This window comes from Citrobacter rodentium NBRC 105723 = DSM 16636, from assembly GCF_021278985.1.
GTDB lineage: Bacteria > Pseudomonadota > Gammaproteobacteria > Enterobacterales > Enterobacteriaceae > Citrobacter_A > Citrobacter_A rodentium.
The window spans coordinates 5,031,150-5,046,524 of record NZ_CP082833.1 but is presented as its reverse complement, the minus strand read 5'-3'; the positions used below and the strand labels follow the sequence as shown (position 1 = coordinate 5,046,524).

The 15,375-nt window shown below is 56.7% G+C and carries 13 protein-coding genes; 10 read left to right on the top strand and 3 right to left on the bottom strand.

Features of this window, described 5'->3' with window-relative positions:
* The first annotated feature begins 145 nt into the window (after nucleotides 1-145).
* The 5 genes from lon (at nucleotide 146) to fadM (ending at nucleotide 6,074) form a co-directional block, all read left to right on the top strand.
* Entirely contained in the window at nucleotides 146-2,500 is a 2,355-nt protein-coding gene (gene lon / locus K7R23_RS24055; RefSeq protein ID WP_024132520.1) for an endopeptidase La, read from the top strand.
* 193 nt (nucleotides 2,501-2,693) lie between these two features.
* On the top strand, nucleotides 2,694-2,981 hold the full coding sequence (hupB, locus tag K7R23_RS24050; protein WP_012904848.1) for a nucleoid-associated protein HU-beta: 288 nt from the start codon (nucleotides 2,694-2,696) through the stop codon (nucleotides 2,979-2,981).
* Between the two features lie 187 nt (nucleotides 2,982-3,168).
* Nucleotides 3,169-5,043: a peptidylprolyl isomerase gene (gene ppiD, locus K7R23_RS24045; RefSeq protein WP_012904849.1), complete on the top strand. Its 1,875-nt coding sequence runs from the start codon at nucleotides 3,169-3,171 to the stop codon at nucleotides 5,041-5,043.
* Nucleotides 5,044-5,193: 150 nt separating this feature from the next.
* Nucleotides 5,194-5,568 (top strand): helix-hairpin-helix domain-containing protein, encoded by a 375-nt coding sequence (locus K7R23_RS24040; RefSeq protein ID WP_012904850.1) that lies wholly within the window; start codon nucleotides 5,194-5,196, stop codon nucleotides 5,566-5,568.
* A gap of 104 nt (nucleotides 5,569-5,672) precedes the next feature.
* The gene (gene fadM / locus K7R23_RS24035; RefSeq protein ID WP_012904851.1) at nucleotides 5,673-6,074 is read left to right on the top strand and encodes a long-chain acyl-CoA thioesterase FadM; all 402 of its coding nucleotides are present in this window, start codon (nucleotides 5,673-5,675) and stop codon (nucleotides 6,072-6,074) included.
* A 96-nt stretch (nucleotides 6,075-6,170) separates the two neighbouring features.
* On the opposite strand, the gene queC is transcribed toward fadM, so the two are convergent.
* Together queC and K7R23_RS24025 are read right to left on the bottom strand one after the other, a co-directional pair.
* A complete protein-coding gene (queC, locus tag K7R23_RS24030; protein WP_012904852.1) occupies nucleotides 6,171-6,866 on the bottom strand; it encodes a 7-cyano-7-deazaguanine synthase QueC in 696 nt (231 codons plus the stop codon).
* A gap of 64 nt (nucleotides 6,867-6,930) precedes the next feature.
* Complete coding sequence (locus tag K7R23_RS24025) at nucleotides 6,931-8,631, bottom strand: SgrR family transcriptional regulator (RefSeq protein WP_012904853.1); 1,701 nt, start codon at nucleotides 8,629-8,631, stop codon at nucleotides 6,931-6,933.
* A 100-nt stretch (nucleotides 8,632-8,731) separates the two neighbouring features.
* Here K7R23_RS24025 and cof point away from each other — a divergent pair, with 100 nt between their 5' ends.
* The gene (gene cof, locus K7R23_RS24020) at nucleotides 8,732-9,550 is read left to right on the top strand and encodes an HMP-PP phosphatase (RefSeq protein ID WP_012904854.1); all 819 of its coding nucleotides are present in this window, start codon (nucleotides 8,732-8,734) and stop codon (nucleotides 9,548-9,550) included.
* A 46-nt stretch (nucleotides 9,551-9,596) separates the two neighbouring features.
* Here the strand turns inward: cof and K7R23_RS24015 are convergent, their stop codons facing one another.
* A complete protein-coding gene (locus K7R23_RS24015; RefSeq protein ID WP_012904855.1) occupies nucleotides 9,597-10,649 on the bottom strand; it encodes a PLP-dependent cysteine synthase family protein in 1,053 nt (350 codons plus the stop codon).
* 112 nt (nucleotides 10,650-10,761) lie between these two features.
* On the opposite strand from K7R23_RS24015, the gene decR reads away from it, so the two are divergent.
* The 4 genes from decR to glnK all read left to right on the top strand — a co-directional run bounded on the left by decR (nucleotide 10,762) and on the right by glnK (nucleotide 15,362).
* Entirely contained in the window at nucleotides 10,762-11,220 is a 459-nt protein-coding gene (gene decR, locus K7R23_RS24010) for a DNA-binding transcriptional regulator DecR (protein WP_012904856.1), read from the top strand.
* Between the two features lie 40 nt (nucleotides 11,221-11,260).
* On the top strand, nucleotides 11,261-13,033 hold the full coding sequence (locus tag K7R23_RS24005) for a SmdA family multidrug ABC transporter permease/ATP-binding protein (RefSeq protein WP_012904857.1): 1,773 nt from the start codon (nucleotides 11,261-11,263) through the stop codon (nucleotides 13,031-13,033).
* Nucleotides 13,026-14,804 (top strand): SmdB family multidrug efflux ABC transporter permease/ATP-binding protein, encoded by a 1,779-nt coding sequence (locus K7R23_RS24000; protein ID WP_012904858.1) that lies wholly within the window; start codon nucleotides 13,026-13,028, stop codon nucleotides 14,802-14,804. The genes K7R23_RS24005 and K7R23_RS24000 overlap by 8 nt, the downstream gene beginning before the upstream one ends.
* Before the next feature lie 219 nt (nucleotides 14,805-15,023).
* On the top strand, nucleotides 15,024-15,362 hold the full coding sequence (gene glnK, locus K7R23_RS23995) for a P-II family nitrogen regulator (RefSeq protein ID WP_012904859.1): 339 nt from the start codon (nucleotides 15,024-15,026) through the stop codon (nucleotides 15,360-15,362).
* Nucleotides 15,363-15,375 lie beyond the last annotated feature (13 nt).

Sequence of the window (15,375 nt, the reverse complement as noted above, 5' to 3'; positions counted from 1 at the left end):
ATTTTATCTCCCCTTTTATTTTTCCTGAATCCTGCCGTTGAATGTCTGGGAAACATCCCCATATACTGACATACATGTTAAAGGTGAGATGAAGCACAGCGTGTCACCTGATTACCTGGCGGACACTAAACTAAGAGAGAGCTCTATGAATCCTGAGCGTTCTGAACGCATTGAAATCCCCGTATTGCCGTTGCGCGATGTGGTGGTTTATCCGCACATGGTCATACCCTTGTTTGTAGGGCGGGAAAAATCTATCCGTTGTCTGGAAGCGGCTATGGACCATGATAAAAAAATCATGCTGGTCGCCCAGAAAGAAGCATCAACGGATGAGCCGGGTGTTAACGATCTTTTCACCGTCGGGACCGTGGCCTCTATTTTGCAAATGCTGAAACTGCCTGACGGCACGGTAAAAGTGCTGGTTGAGGGGTTACAGCGCGCGCGTATTTCCGCGCTGTCTGATAACGGCGAACACTTCTCTGCGAAAGCGGAATACCTTGATTCACCCGCGATTGACGAGCGTGAACAGGAAGTGCTGGTGCGCACGGCGATCAGCCAGTTTGAAGGCTATATCAAGCTGAATAAAAAAATCCCACCGGAAGTGCTGACGTCGCTGAACAGCATCGACGATCCGGCGCGTCTGGCGGATACCATCGCTGCCCACATGCCGCTGAAGCTGGCGGATAAACAGTCCGTACTGGAGATGTCCGACGTTAATGAGCGTCTGGAATATCTGATGGCGATGATGGAGTCCGAAATCGATCTGCTGCAGGTTGAGAAACGCATTCGCAACCGCGTGAAAAAGCAGATGGAGAAATCCCAGCGTGAGTACTATCTGAATGAGCAAATGAAAGCGATTCAGAAAGAGCTGGGCGAAATGGACGATGCGCCGGACGAAAACGAAGCGCTGAAGCGTAAGATCGACGCGGCGAAAATGCCGAAAGAGGCGAAAGAGAAAGCCGAAGCGGAACTGCAGAAGCTGAAAATGATGTCGCCGATGTCTGCGGAAGCGACCGTGGTGCGCGGCTATATCGACTGGATGGTGCAGGTGCCGTGGAATGCGCGTAGCAAGGTCAAAAAAGATCTGCGTCAGGCGCAGGAGATCCTTGACACCGACCATTACGGCCTGGAACGCGTTAAAGACCGTATCCTTGAGTACCTCGCGGTACAAAGCCGTGTGAACAAAATTAAAGGCCCAATCCTTTGTCTCGTGGGGCCGCCGGGGGTAGGTAAAACCTCCCTGGGGCAGTCCATCGCCAAAGCGACCGGACGTAAGTACATCCGTATGGCGCTGGGCGGCGTACGTGACGAAGCTGAAATTCGTGGTCACCGCCGGACTTACATCGGCTCAATGCCGGGTAAACTGATCCAGAAGATGGCGAAAGTGGGCGTGAAAAACCCGCTGTTCCTGCTTGATGAGATCGACAAAATGTCTTCGGACATGCGTGGCGATCCGGCATCCGCGCTGCTTGAGGTGCTGGATCCTGAGCAGAACGTGGCGTTCAGCGATCACTATCTGGAAGTGGACTACGATCTCAGCGACGTGATGTTTGTCGCGACATCCAACTCGATGAACATTCCGGCGCCGCTGCTGGATCGTATGGAAGTGATCCGTCTGTCGGGCTACACCGAAGACGAGAAGCTGAATATTGCGAAACGGCATCTGCTGCCGAAACAGATTGAGCGTAACGCGTTGAAGAAAGGCGAGCTGACGGTCGAGGATAGCGCCATTATCGGCATTATCCGTTACTACACCCGTGAAGCGGGCGTGCGTAGCCTGGAGCGTGAAATCTCCAAACTGTGCCGTAAGGCCGTTAAGCAGCTGCTGCTCGATAAGTCGCTCAGGCAGATCGTGATTGATGGCGATAACCTGCACGACTACCTGGGCGTACAGCGCTTTGACTATGGTCGTGCGGACAATGAAAACCGCGTGGGCCAGGTCACCGGTCTGGCGTGGACGGAAGTGGGCGGCGATCTGCTGACCATCGAAACCGCCTGCGTGCCGGGCAAAGGTAAGCTGACCTATACCGGCTCGCTGGGCGAGGTGATGCAGGAGTCTATCCAGGCGGCGCTGACCGTGGTGCGGGCGCGTGCGGAAAAATTAGGTATTAATCCGGACTTTTACGAAAAACGCGACATTCACGTTCACGTGCCGGAAGGCGCGACGCCGAAAGACGGCCCGAGCGCCGGGATCGCGATGTGTACCGCGTTGGTTTCCTGCCTGACCGGTAACCCGGTACGCGCCGACGTGGCGATGACCGGCGAAATCACCCTGCGTGGGCAGGTGCTGCCGATCGGCGGTTTAAAAGAAAAACTGCTGGCTGCGCACCGCGGCGGTATCAAAACGGTGTTAATTCCGTATGAAAATAAACGTGATCTGGAAGAGATTCCGGACAACGTGATCGCCGATCTTGATATTCATCCGGTGAAGCGTATTGAGGAAGTTTTAACCCTTGCGCTGCAAAACGAGCCCTCCGGAATGCAGGTTGTGACGGCAAAATAGTGACCTCGCGCAAAGTGCACTAATAAAAACAGGGCTGGCAGGCCATTTCGGACTTGCCAGCCTTTTTTTGTATAGCTAATTTAGATGACGGATTGGGCCTGCCATCATTAACGGGTGTTGTAAGGGCTCGGCAGGCCTGATATAACTGCTGCGCGGTCGCGCTTTGAAGGATTCAGGTGCGATATAAATTATAATGAGGAAGAGAAGAGTGAATAAATCTCAACTGATCGACAAAATTGCTGCAGGGGCTGATATCTCTAAGGCTGCGGCTGGACGTGCGTTAGATGCAATTATTGCTTCTGTTACCGAATCTCTGAAAGAAGGGGATGACGTTGCGCTGGTAGGTTTTGGTACTTTTTCTGTAAAAGAGCGTGCTGCCCGTACTGGTCGCAACCCGCAAACAGGTAAAGAGATCACCATCGCCGCTGCCAAAGTTCCTGGCTTCCGTGCAGGTAAAGCACTGAAAGACGCGGTTAACTAAGCGTGATCCCCTCCAGGGGGCAGAACACAGTACAAGGGCGCATCGTTTGATGTGCCTTTTTTATTGGCAAACCGATTTTCTGCGCCTTGTATGCTGACAATTGCCCCTGTTTCTTGTCACAATAGGCCTTTATGCGCAGCGTTCAGGAAACGCTGTATAGTTATCTACAGCGGAGTGTGGTTACACTATGATGGACAGCTTACGCACGGCTGCTAACAGTCTCGTGCTCAAGATTATTTTCGGAATCATTATCGTGTCGTTCATTCTGACCGGCGTGAGTGGTTACCTGATTGGCGGAGGCAATAATTACGCCGCTAAAGTGAATGGCCAGGAAATCAGCCGTGGACAGTTTGAGAATGCGTTCAATGGCGAACGTAATCGCATGCAGCAACAGCTTGGCGATCAATACTCAGAACTGGCCGCCAACGAAGGCTACATGAAAACGCTGCGCCAGCAGACGCTGAATCGTTTGATCGACGAAGCGCTACTTGACCAGTACGCGCGCGAACTGAAGCTTGGCATCAGCGACGAACAGGTTAAACAGGCCATTTTCAGCACGCCCGCTTTCCAGGTTGATGGCAAATTTGATAACAACCATTATAACGCGCTTGTCATTCAGATGGGGATGACTGCCGATCAGTATGCCCAGGCACTGCGTAACCAGTTGACCACGCAGCAGCTGATCAACGGCGTAGCGGGCACCGACTTTATGCTCAAAGGCGAAACGGATGAACTGGCGGCGCTGGTTTCTCAGCAACGCGTTGTGCGTGAAGCCACCATCGACGTCCAGGCGCTGGCAGCGAAGCAGCAGGCGACGGAACAGGAGGTGGCCAGCTACTACGAGCAGCACAAAAATAACTTTATGACTCCGGAGCAGTTCCGCGTCAGCTACATCAAGCTGGATGCCGCTGCGATGCAAAAGCCGGTCACGGACGCAGATGTTCAGTCTTACTACGATCAGCATCAGGATGAGTTCACCCAGCCGCAGCGTAGCCGCTACAGCATCATCCAGACCAAAACGGAAGATGAAGCCAAAGCGGTGCTGGACGCGCTGAATAAAGGCGGCGATTTCGCGACGCTGGCGAAAGAAAAATCGGCTGACATCATCTCCGCCTGTAACGGCGGCGATATGGGCTGGCTGGAAGAGGCCACCATGCCGGATGAGCTGAAAAACGCCGGTCTGAAAGAAAAAGGCCAGCTTTCCGGCGTGATCAAATCCTCTGTCGGTTTCCTGATTGCGCGTCTGGACGACGTTCAGCCAGCGAAGGTTAAACCGCTGAGCGAAGTGCATGACGATATCGCAGCGAAAGTGAAGCAGGAAAAAGCGCTGGACGCCTTCTTTGCCTTACAGCAAAAAGTGAGCGATGCGGCGAACAATGACACCGAATCTCTCGCAGGCGCCGAGCAGGCCGCCGGGGTGAAAGCGGTAGAAACCGGCTGGTTCAGCCGCGACAGCCTGCCGGAAGAGTTAAATTTCAAACCGGTGTCTGACGCTATCTTTGACGGCTCGCTGGTGGGAGAAAACGGCACGCCGGGCAGAAACTCCGATATCATCACCGTTGACGGCGATCGCGTGTTTGTGCTGCGCATCAGCGAGCACAAAGCAGAGGCCGTTAAGCCTTTAGCTGACGTAAAAGATCAGGTCACCGAGCGCGTTAAATACGACAAGGCCGCGCAGCAGGCAAAACTGGATGCGGAAAAACTGCTGGTTGAGCTGAAAGCGGGTAAAGGCGCTGAGGCGATGAAGGCGGCTGGTCTGAGCTTTGGCGCGCAGAAAACCCTGAGCCGCACGAATCAGGATCCGGTAAGCCAGGCCGCATTTGCGCTGAGCCTGCCTGCGAAAGACAAACCAGGCTACGGCATGGCTAACGATATGCAGGGCAACGTGGTTGTGCTGGCGCTGGACGAGGTGAAGGCGGGTTCCATGCCTGAAGATCAGAAGAAGGCTATGGTTCAGGGGATCACTCAGAACAATGCGCAGATTGTGTTTGAAGCGCTGATGAGCAACCTGCGCAAAGAGGCGAAAATTAAAATCGGTGACGCGATGGAGCAACAGCCTTAATCATCGAGTCGTCTCGCAAAAAATGAGACAACTGCTGTAACACCTGAAGGCCGCTTTCGCGGCCTTTTCCATTTCTGCATTTTGCCGTTTGTTCGCTTTTTCTTCCCCCGCTATCGTGCTTTCACTGTTCACAAACAAGGAGAAAACAGTATGAAACACGCAATCAAAGCACTGCTGGTAACCCTTTCTTTTGCCTGCGCCGGGGTGACGCACAGCGCGCTGGCAGCCGCGCCAGCGGCAAAGGGCGCCACGGTGGAAAGTAAAGCGCAGGTCCAGAGCGCAGCGCAAAGCAAAGCCGCAACACCGGCGAAAGAGAGCGACGAAGAGGGTACCCGGGTCAGCATTAATACCGCATCGGCAGAGGAGCTGGCGCAGGCCATGAACGGCGTCGGTCTGAAAAAAGCGCAGGCGATTGTCAGCTATCGAGAGGAGTATGGCCCCTTTAAGACGGTTGAGGATCTGAAGCAGGTGCCGGGGATGGGCAGCGCGCTGGTCGAGCGTAATCTGAAGGCGTTAACGCTTTAATCACTTGCACAGTGGCGGAAATTTGCCATGCTTAGGGAGGTCATACCAGTTATGGCCTCCCTGCTTATCTCTTACCTATAACTAAAAAATAAGGTTTCTGCGCTATGCAAACACAAATCAAAGTCCGTGGTTATCATCTTGATGTTTATCAGCATGTGAATAACGCCCGCTATCTGGAATTTCTCGAAGAAGCCCGCTGGGACGGGCTGGAGAACAGTGACAGCTTTCAGTGGATGACGGCGCATAATATCGCCTTCGTGGTGGTGAACATCAATATCAACTATCGCCGTCCGGCGGTGCTGAGCGATGTGCTGACAATAACCAGCCAGCTACAACAGTTAAATGGCAAAAGCGGGATACTCAGCCAGGCGATCACGCTTGAGCCGGAAGGGCAGGTGGTGGCCGATGCGTTGATAACCTTTGTCTGCATCGATCTGAAAACGCAGAAAGCGCAGCCGCTGGAAGGCGAACTGCGCGACAAGCTGGAGCAGATGGTTAAGGCGTGAGGGAGTGAATAGTGCCTGATGGCGTCGATCCGGCCTGCGGCGTTTTGTAGGCCGGATAAGACGCTTTGCGTCGCCATCCGGCAATGACGAGGGTAATTATTGCAGCCCGGTTTTCTGCTTCATCGCCGCCATTACCGCAGGTTTGTCGGCAAGATAATGGTTCAGGCCATTGGCGCGCAGGTTGCAGGCCGCGCACTGGCCGCAGCCGTCGCCTTTGATGCCATTATAGCAGGTCAGCGTCTCTTCGCGCACCCGTTCCAGTTCGCCCCAGTAGTCTGCCAGCGCCCAGGTTTCTGCTTTGTCGAGCCACATTAACGGGGTTTCGAAACGAATCTCCTTCGCCATGCCCAGGGTAACCGCATGGTTCAGCGCTTTAACAAACTCATCGCGGCAGTCCGGATAGCCGGAAAAATCGGTCTCGCAGACGCCGGTGATGACCGCCTGCGCTTTAACCTGATACGCGTAAATGGCGGCGAGCGTCAGAAACAGGATATTGCGTCCGGGAACAAAGGTATTCGGGATGCCGTCTGCATCCGGTTCGTAGTCCGGCACCGGAATATTGTCACGCGTCAGGCTGCTGACCGCGAGTTCGCTGAGCAGCGTGACGTCCAGCACCTTGTGCGCCCGCGCGCCCAGTTTCAGAGCCAGTTCACGCGCGACGTCGATTTCCGCGCGATGGCGCTGACCATAATCAAAGGTCACGCAATGCACTTCATCGTATTGATGCAGTGCCTGCACCAGACAGGTGGTGGAGTCCTGGCCTCCACTGAATACTACGACGGCACGTTTCATGGTTTATCCCGTAAATCTGTAAAACCATTATGTTAACGCCTGAGATGCGCCCCGACCAGCTTCTTCATCGACCCGGCGGCGGTAGCCAGGCTTCGCTAAACGCAAACCAGCCGCGAGGATTAAGCCGCACGCCGTTCACGCCGGGCGGCGCGCTGATGCGATAGCGGTAGTTAAACAGCGGCGTCAGCGTCGCGTCATTCATCAGGCTGGCGAAAACCTGCCGTAGCGCGGCGTGCCGGTGCTCTTCCTCCTGACGGATTTGCAGCGAATCCAGCGTTGCCTGTAAATGCGAAAAGGCCGGGGCGTCGAGAACGTGCGGCCAGAGCACATCGCAGCGTAACCACTGTTCGAGGGTATATTCAGGTGCTTCGCCAATCAGCCTGTCGCCCATCATCAAATCCGCATCGGCCAGCGCATGGCAACCGTCCCAGTTTTTGGCATGATGAAAGATCAGGGTCAGCTGGCAGTCCAGGCTTGCCAGCGCGTGGCGCAGACGTTCCGCCATCGTATGCAGTTCAACCGGCAGATGATAAACCAGCGTCAGTTTTTTCGGCAGTTCTACACTCTCCAGCCCGTCCCAGTGCGGAATGGACCAGCCGGGCAGCAGCGCGTTGCTGGGGGTGATCAGGTTTTCGCCCACCTCCAGCGTTTCCAGCAGCGAGGAGCGGTGAATAATATCGACCAGCCGACGGGCCTGCTGCACGTTCAGCCTGGCGCTTTTCCGCAGCGTTAAGTAACAAAAGCCCAGGCTGATGCCGCTACTCACCGGGCTGACTGTCGCCAGCTCTTCCGGTTTGCCAATGGTGATTTGTACCGGATGCCGACAGCTGGTGCCCAGATCCTGCATAAAAAGCTGCGGCGTGATCCAGTACTCAATGGCTTTGAGCAGCGGGTGGCTGAGGTGATAGCGATCGTGGCTTTCGAGACGTACCAGTTCAGGGGTAAACAGCGTCAGGCGAAACGGCCCCGTCCCGATCTCCGGCTGTTGCGGGTGCGCCAGATGGCTACAGTAGCTTGCCAGACGATGCGCCAGCCAGAAGTCCGGATGATGCAGAATAAACGTCAGGCACTGAGGATGGGTAATCTCAATCGCCTTCACGCTGATAAACAACCGGTTCAGCGCCGGGAGCGCAAGCAGCATCAGCAGCCGTTGGTGAAGTTGCGCGGTTTCCACCCGGTCGCCGTTATGCCAGTAGAGAGTGGAACGAATATAGAAGTCCCAGCGTAAGCCATCGTCAGAGATGTCCCAGTGGTGCGCCAGATCGCCGCAGGGAGACTGGGTTTCGCTGTCAAAGCGGGTCAGGCCGGAATAAATTTGCCCTGCAAGATGTTGCTCGGCGCGCCCGGGAAGAAAACCCGGCTGTAGCGGATCGAGCGGGCGATAGTAAGGGATACGCAGCGTCGGCGTATCGTTTTGCCATTGTCCGCCCATAAACGGCTGGAGTATGGCGCGAAGCTCGCCGGGCGCCAGCTGCGCCAGTTCCAGCACGCTGAGCTGCTGGCCCTTCTCCAGCGCCTGTTCCATCATCAGGGTGCGCAGCGATTCCGGCGTCACCAGAAAACGCAGCAGCCCGCGCTTGCCGCGTCCGGACTGCGCCTGCCAGACCAGCCATCCCGCCTCCTGCGCCTGGCGCAGCAGCGTGCGGATATGGCGCTCGCTGCAAAAGCAGCGCTCCGCCAGTTTGCTCACGGTAACGCTTTGCGGTTCGCCAGCGGAAGGTTGCCACAGCCGCTGGTATTGATTGAGACGGTTAAGGAGTCGCATAAAAACCCGGAACAATTTAGTTTATCTATTCACTATTACTTCCGTATATCTCAGTTGATAATCCTCCACAAGTTACCCTGGTCACAGAGTGGAGAAAGAGATGGCGCGTCTGGCCGCATTCGATATGGATGGCACCCTGCTTATGCCCAATCACCTGATGGGTGAGGAAACGCTGTCCACCCTGGCCCGCCTGCGCGAGCGCGACATCACGCTGGCATTCGCCACCGGGCGTCACGTGCTGGAAATGCGCCATCTTCTCGGCTCCTTTTCGCTGGATGCGTTTTTAATTACCGGCAACGGCACGCGTATTCACTCGCTGGAAGGGGAGGTGCTGCATCGCCAGGATCTGGACCCGACGGTTGCGGAAAGGGTTCTGCACCAGAACTGGGATACCGCGGCGAGCATGCATATTTTTAATGATAACGGCTGGTTCACCGGGCAGGATATTCCTGAGCTGCTTAAGGCGCATGTTTACAGCGGCTTTCGCTACCAGGTCGTCGATGTCAAACGTATTCCGACGGATCGGGTCACGAAGATTTGTTTCTGCGGCGATCATGACGATCTGATCAGGCTGAAGGCGCAGTTAGAAGAGGCGTTGGGCGCGCAGGCGCACCTGTGCTTTTCTGCCGTTAACTGCCTGGAAGTGCTGCCGGTGGGCTGCAATAAAGGTTCCGCGCTGGCGGTGTTAAGCCAGCATCTGGGACTGTCGATGGCTGAATGTATGGCGTTTGGCGATGCGATGAACGATCGGGAAATGCTGGGCAGCGTCGGGCGCGGCCTGATTATGGGCAACGCCATGCCGCAGCTGATTGCCGAACTGCCCCACCTGCCGGTAATCGGTCATTGCCGCAACCAGGCGGTATCACACTTTTTGACTCATTGGCTGGACAATCCGCATCTTCCTTATTCCCCCGAATGAGAGATCCCTTCCGGCAACGGGCATCATCAGGTGTCCGTTTTTTTTATCAGCGATTCAGCAGTCGCGCCAGTTCCGCCTGCCACGGCGTTAAATCGCCAATATTCGCCTCCACCCACTGCGTGTTGTAGTACGTTTCGAGATAGCGATCGCCGCTGTCGCATAACAGCGTTACCAGCGAACCCGTCTCTCCGGCATCGCGCATTCTGGCGGCGAGTTGCAGCATCCCCCACACGTTGGTCCCCGTAGAAGCGCCAACTTTGCGTCCCAGCTGCGTTTCCAGCCAGTGCGCCGTCGCCACGCTGGCGGCGTCGGGCACCCGCAGCATCTCATCAACGACGTCGGGAATAAAAGAGGGCTCCACGCGCGGGCGGCCAATTCCTTCGATTTTACTGCCGGTCGGGCTGCGAAGGGGGGCGTCACGGCTCTGCCAGTAGGGCAGAAATACCGAGTTTTCCGGGTCCACCACCAGCAGGCGGGTCGCGTGGCCCTGACAGCGAATATAGCGCCCGATGGTGGCGGACGTACCGCCTGTGCCTGCGCTCATCACGATATGGGCGGGGACCGGGTTCGGCTCGCACTGCATCTGACGGAATATGCTGTCGGCGATATTATTATTGCCGCGCCAGTCGGTCGCGCGTTCGGCATAGGTGAATTGGTCCATATAGTGACCGTTCAGTTCGCGCGCCAGCTGCTCCGAGGCGGCATAAATCTCACAGGCGCTTTCGACGAAATGGCAGCGGCCCCCGTAAAATTCAATCTGCTCGATCTTCCGTTTTGCCGTGCAGGCTGGCATGACGGCAATAAACGGCAGCCCCAGCAGGCGGGCAAAATAAGCTTCGGAAACCGCTGTCGATCCCGAAGAGGATTCTATAATGGTAGTGCCCTCTGTGATCCAGCCGTTGCACAGCCCGTAGAGAAACAGCGAGCGCGCCAGCCGGTGCTTCAGGCTGCCGGTCGGGTGGGTGCTTTCATCTTTCAGGTACAGCTGAATCCCCGGAAACGCAGGCAGCGGCAGGCGAATAAGATGGGTATCGGCGGAGCGATGGTAATCCGCGTTAATTTCATTGATGGCGTTTTTAACCCAGGTGCTATTCATCATTAGTATCCATTTATCATTTTGTGCCAAGGGTAACGAAAAGCACGGAAAAAATTGTTGCCATTTAGCCTTTAAAATAGACTGTAGGGAGAAAATTGTTCTCTGAGGCGTCGGTATGTTAGATAAAATTGACCGCAAGCTGCTGGCATTACTGCAGCAGGACTGCACCCTCTCTTTGCAGGCGCTGGCGGATGCCGTTAACCTGACCACCACGCCCTGCTGGAAGCGTCTGAAACGACTCGAAGATGACGGCATCCTGACCGGCAGGGTTGCTCTGCTGGATGCGGAAAAACTTGGGCTGGGGTTAACCGCCTTCGTGCTCATCAAAACCCAGCATCACAGCAGCGACTGGTATTGCCGTTTCGTCACCGTGGTCAGCGAGATGCCGGAGGTTTTAGGTTTCTGGCGGATGGCCGGTGAGTATGACTACCTGATGCGGGTGCAGGTGGCCGATATGAAACGCTATGACGACTTCTACAAGCGCCTGGTGAACAGCGTGCCGGGCCTTTCCGATGTGACATCGAGCTTTGCGATGGAACAGATTAAGTACACAACCGCTTTACCCATTGAATAACTCTCCCGGCGCGATGAGCCGGAAAATCAGGACATAACGCGTGCGATTATTTGCTCAATTAAGCTGGTATTTTCGCCGGGAGTGGCGTCGCTACCTCGGGGCCGTTGCCTTGCTTATACTCATCGCCATTCTTCAGCTTATACCGCCGAAGGTGGTCGGTATTGTGGTGGACGGCGTGACCGTTCAGCACTTTACGACGCAGCGGGTGCTGATGTGGATTGGCACCATCGCTCTGATTGCGGTGGTGGTGTATCTGCTGCGCTACGTCTGGCGCGTGCTGCTGTTCGGCGCCTCTTACCAGCTTGCCGTGGAGCTGCGGGAGGATTACTACCGTCAGCTGAGCCGCCAGCATCCGGAGTTTTATCTCAGACACCGCACCGGCGATCTGATGGCGCGCGCCACCAATGATGTGGATCGGGTGGTATTCGCCGCTGGCGAAGGCGTATTGACGCTGGTGGACTCGCTGGTGATGGGCTGCGCGGTGCTGATCGTCATGTCCACCCAAATCAGCTGGCAGCTTACGCTGTTTGCGCTGCTGCCGATGCCGGTGATGGCGCTGATGATTAAACGTTACGGCGACAAACTGCACGATCGCTTCCGTCTGGCGCAGGCGGCATTTTCCAGCCTTAACGATCGCACACAGGAAAGCCTGACCAGCATCCGTATGATCAAAGCTTTCGGTCTGGAAGATCGCCAGTCGGCGCTGTTTGCCGCTGACGCGCAGGATACCGGACAGAAAAACCTGCGCGTGGCGCGCATCGATGCCCGCTTTGATCCCACAATTTACATCGCTATCGGCATGGCAAACCTGCTGGCGATTGGCGGCGGCAGCTGGATGGTGGTGCAGGGAACCCTGACGCTGGGACAGCTGACCAGTTTTATGATGTATCTCGGACTGATGATATGGCCGATGTTAGCGCTGGCGTGGATGTTTAATATCGTCGAGCGCGGCAGCGCCGCCTACAGCCGCATTCGCGCGATGCTGGCCGAAGCGCCGGTGGTTAATGACGGCACGGAGCCGGTGCCGGAAGGCCGCGGTGAGCTGGCGGTCGCCATCCGTGAGTTCCGCTATCCGCATACCGCGCATCCGGCGCTGGAAAATGTCGATTTCCGCCTTAAACCCGGCCAGATGCTCGGCATTTGCGGGCCGACCGGCGCCGGGAAAAGTACCGTGCTGTCGTTGATTCAGCGCCATTTCGACATCAACGAGGGCGATGTGTGTTTTCATGATATCCCTCTGCCGCGTTTGCAGCTGGACAGCTGGCGTCGCCGACTGGCGGTAGTCAGCCAGACGCCGTTCCTGTTTTCCGATACCGTAGCCAATAATATTGCGCTTGGCTGCCCGAACGCCACTCAGCAGGAGATTGAACATGCGGCGCGTTTAGCAAGCGTGCATGAGGACATTCTGCGTCTGCCGCAGGGCTATGGCACCGAAGTGGGCGAGCGCGGCGTGATGTTATCGGGTGGACAGAAGCAGCGGATCTCGATTGCCCGGGCGCTGCTGCTGAATGCGGAAATCCTGATCCTCGACGACGCGCTGTCGGCGGTGGATGGCCGCACGGAACACCAGATCCTGCATAACCTGCGCCAGTGGGGAGAAGGGCGCACGGTGATCATCAGCGCGCACCGCCTGTCGGCGCTGACTGAAGCGAACGAAATTATCGTGATGCAGCATGGCCATATTATGCAGCGCGGCGATCATGAGGCGCTGGTGGAGCAGGCGGGCTGGTATCGGGACATGTACCGCTATCAACAGCTGGAAGCCGCGCTGGATGAGGCCCCGGAAAGCGAAGAGGAGGCGGTCAATGCGTAGCTTTGCTCAGTTATGGCCGACCCTTAAACGGCTGCTGGCCTACGGTTCACCGTGGCGAAAACCGTTAGGCGTGGCGGTAATCATGCTGTGGGTCGCGGCGGCGGCGGAGGTCAGCGGCCCGCTGTTAATCAGCTACTTTATCGACAATATGGTGGCGAAAAATCATCTGCCGCTGGGCATTGTCGCCGGGCTGATCGCCGCCTATATCGGGCTGCAAATCCTCGCCGCCAGCCTGCATTATGCACAGTCGCTGTTGTTTAACCGCGCCGCCGTCGGAGTGGTGCAACAGCTGCGTACCGACGTGATGGATGCCGCGCTGCGCCAGCCGTTGAGCGAGTTTGACACCCAGCCCGTGGGACAACTCATCTCCCGCGTCACCAACGACACCGAAGTCATTCGCGATCTGTACGTCACGGTGGTGGCGACCGTCCTGCGCAGCGCGGCGCTGATTGGCGCGATGCTGGTGGCGATGTTCAGCCTCGACTGGCGTATGGCGCTGGTGGCGATCCTGATTTTCCCGGCGGTGCTGGTGGTGATGGTTATTTACCAGCGCTACAGTACGCCCATTGTGCGCCGGGTGCGCGCCTATCTTGCCGACATTAACGATGGTTTTAACGAAGTCATTAACGGCATGAGCGTGATTCAGCAGTTCCGCCAGCAGGTGCGCTTTGGCGAGCGGATGGGCGAGGCCAGCCGTTCGCATTATATGGCGCGAATGCAGACCCTGCGTCTGGACGGCTTTTTATTGCGTCCGCTGCTTAGCCTGTTCTCGGCGTTAATCCTTTGCGGCCTGCTGATGCTGTTCAGCTTTACCTCCGCAGGCACTATCGAAGTCGGCGTGCTGTACGCCTTTATCAGCTATCTTGGTCGCCTGAACGAGCCGCTGATTGAACTGACCACCCAGCAGTCGATGCTGCAACAGGCGGTGGTCGCAGGCGAACGGGTGTTCGAGCTGATGGACGGGCCGCGCCAGCGTTACGGCGAGGACGTGCGACCGCTGACCTCGGGGCAGATAGAAATTGATGATGTCTCCTTTGCTTACCGTGATGACCATCTGGTGCTGCAAAACATCAGCCTTTCCGTGCCATCGCGCAGTTTCGTGGCGCTGGTCGGGCACACCGGCAGCGGCAAAAGCACTCTCGCCAGTCTACTGATGGGCTATTACCCGCTGCGCCACGGTGAAATTCGTCTTGATGGCCGTCCGTTGAGCACGCTAGGCCACAGCGCGCTGCGCCAGGGCGTGGCGATGGTGCAGCAGGACCCGGTGGTGATGGCGGACACCTTCCTTGCTAACGTCACGCTGGGGCGGGATATCTCCGAGGAGCAGGTCTGGCAGGCGCTGGAAACCGTACAGCTGGCGGAGCTGGCGCGCGGCATGAGCGAGGGCATCCATACGCGTCTCGGCGAGCAGGGGAATAACCTCTCTGTCGGGCAAAAACAGCTGCTGGCGCTGGCGCGGGTATTAGTCGCGACGCCACAAATCCTGATCCTTGATGAAGCCACCGCCAGTATTGATTCAGGGACCGAGCAGGCGATCCAGCAGGCGCTGGCGGCGGTGCGCGAACACACCACGCTGGTGGTGATCGCCCACCGGCTCTCCACCATTGTCGAGGCGGACACTATTCTGGTGCTTCACCGCGGTCAGGCGGTGGAGCGAGGGACGCACCATCAGCTGCTGGCCGCCCGGGGTCGCTACTGGCAGATGTACCAGCTTCAGCTTGCTGGTGAAGAGCTGGCGGCCAGCGTGCGCGAAGAGGCGCATCCGGCCTGATGCACCAGCGCCGTCAGCCGCGACGGCGCTGGTGCAAAAATGTAACGCATCATGCACTGTCATGGTGCGTTTTTCTTTTCCCGCCTCGTGTTCCCGCTACGGGCTACGGTCCGTAAGCCTGCCAATCGCCTTTCTGCCGCTTCTTTCATTTCTGGCATACCGCTTGCAATACCCAGTCGTGTAGCTGCGCCATTACCGAATTCTGACTGGAGGGGATCTATGAAGCTGGTTACCGTGGTGATCAAACCGTTCAAACTGGAAGACGTTCGCGAAGCGCTCTCTTCTATTGGCATTCAGGGGCTGACCGTTACTGAAGTGAAAGGCTTCGGGCGTCAGAAAGGTCACGCCGAGCTCTATCGGGGGGCGGAGTACAGCGTCAATTTCCTGCCAAAAGTGAAGATTGATGTAGCCATTGCCGACGACCAGCTTGAAGAGGTGGTCGATGTTATCAGCAAGGCGGCCTATACCGGAAAGATTGGCGACGGCAAAATTTTCGTCGCAGAACTGCAACGCGTCATTCGTATTCGCACCGGCGAAGCCGACGAAGCGGCGCTGTAAAGCCAGGCACACA

What these genes read in the sequence shown, in the direction of transcription:
- fadM (WP_012904851.1), top strand. Translation starts at nt 5,673, where the DNA reads ATGCAAACACAAATCAAAGTCCGTGGTTATCATCTTGATGTTTATCAG.
- K7R23_RS24040 (WP_012904850.1), top strand. Translation starts at nt 5,194, where the DNA reads ATGAAACACGCAATCAAAGCACTGCTGGTAACCCTTTCTTTTGCCTGC.
- glnK (WP_012904859.1), top strand. Translation starts at nt 15,024, where the DNA reads ATGAAGCTGGTTACCGTGGTGATCAAACCGTTCAAACTGGAAGACGTT.
- hupB (WP_012904848.1), top strand. Translation starts at nt 2,694, where the DNA reads ATGAGGAAGAGAAGAGTGAATAAATCTCAACTGATCGACAAAATTGCT.
- queC (WP_012904852.1), bottom strand. Translation starts at nt 6,866, where the DNA reads ATGAAACGTGCCGTCGTAGTATTCAGTGGAGGCCAGGACTCCACCACC.
- lon (WP_024132520.1), top strand. Translation starts at nt 146, where the DNA reads ATGAATCCTGAGCGTTCTGAACGCATTGAAATCCCCGTATTGCCGTTG.
- K7R23_RS24025 (WP_012904853.1), bottom strand. Translation starts at nt 8,631, where the DNA reads ATGCGACTCCTTAACCGTCTCAATCAATACCAGCGGCTGTGGCAACCT.
- ppiD (WP_012904849.1), top strand. Translation starts at nt 3,169, where the DNA reads ATGATGGACAGCTTACGCACGGCTGCTAACAGTCTCGTGCTCAAGATT.
- cof (WP_012904854.1), top strand. Translation starts at nt 8,732, where the DNA reads ATGGCGCGTCTGGCCGCATTCGATATGGATGGCACCCTGCTTATGCCC.
- decR (WP_012904856.1), top strand. Translation starts at nt 10,762, where the DNA reads ATGTTAGATAAAATTGACCGCAAGCTGCTGGCATTACTGCAGCAGGAC.
- K7R23_RS24000 (WP_012904858.1), top strand. Translation starts at nt 13,026, where the DNA reads ATGCGTAGCTTTGCTCAGTTATGGCCGACCCTTAAACGGCTGCTGGCC.
- K7R23_RS24015 (WP_012904855.1), bottom strand. Translation starts at nt 10,649, where the DNA reads ATGATGAATAGCACCTGGGTTAAAAACGCCATCAATGAAATTAACGCG.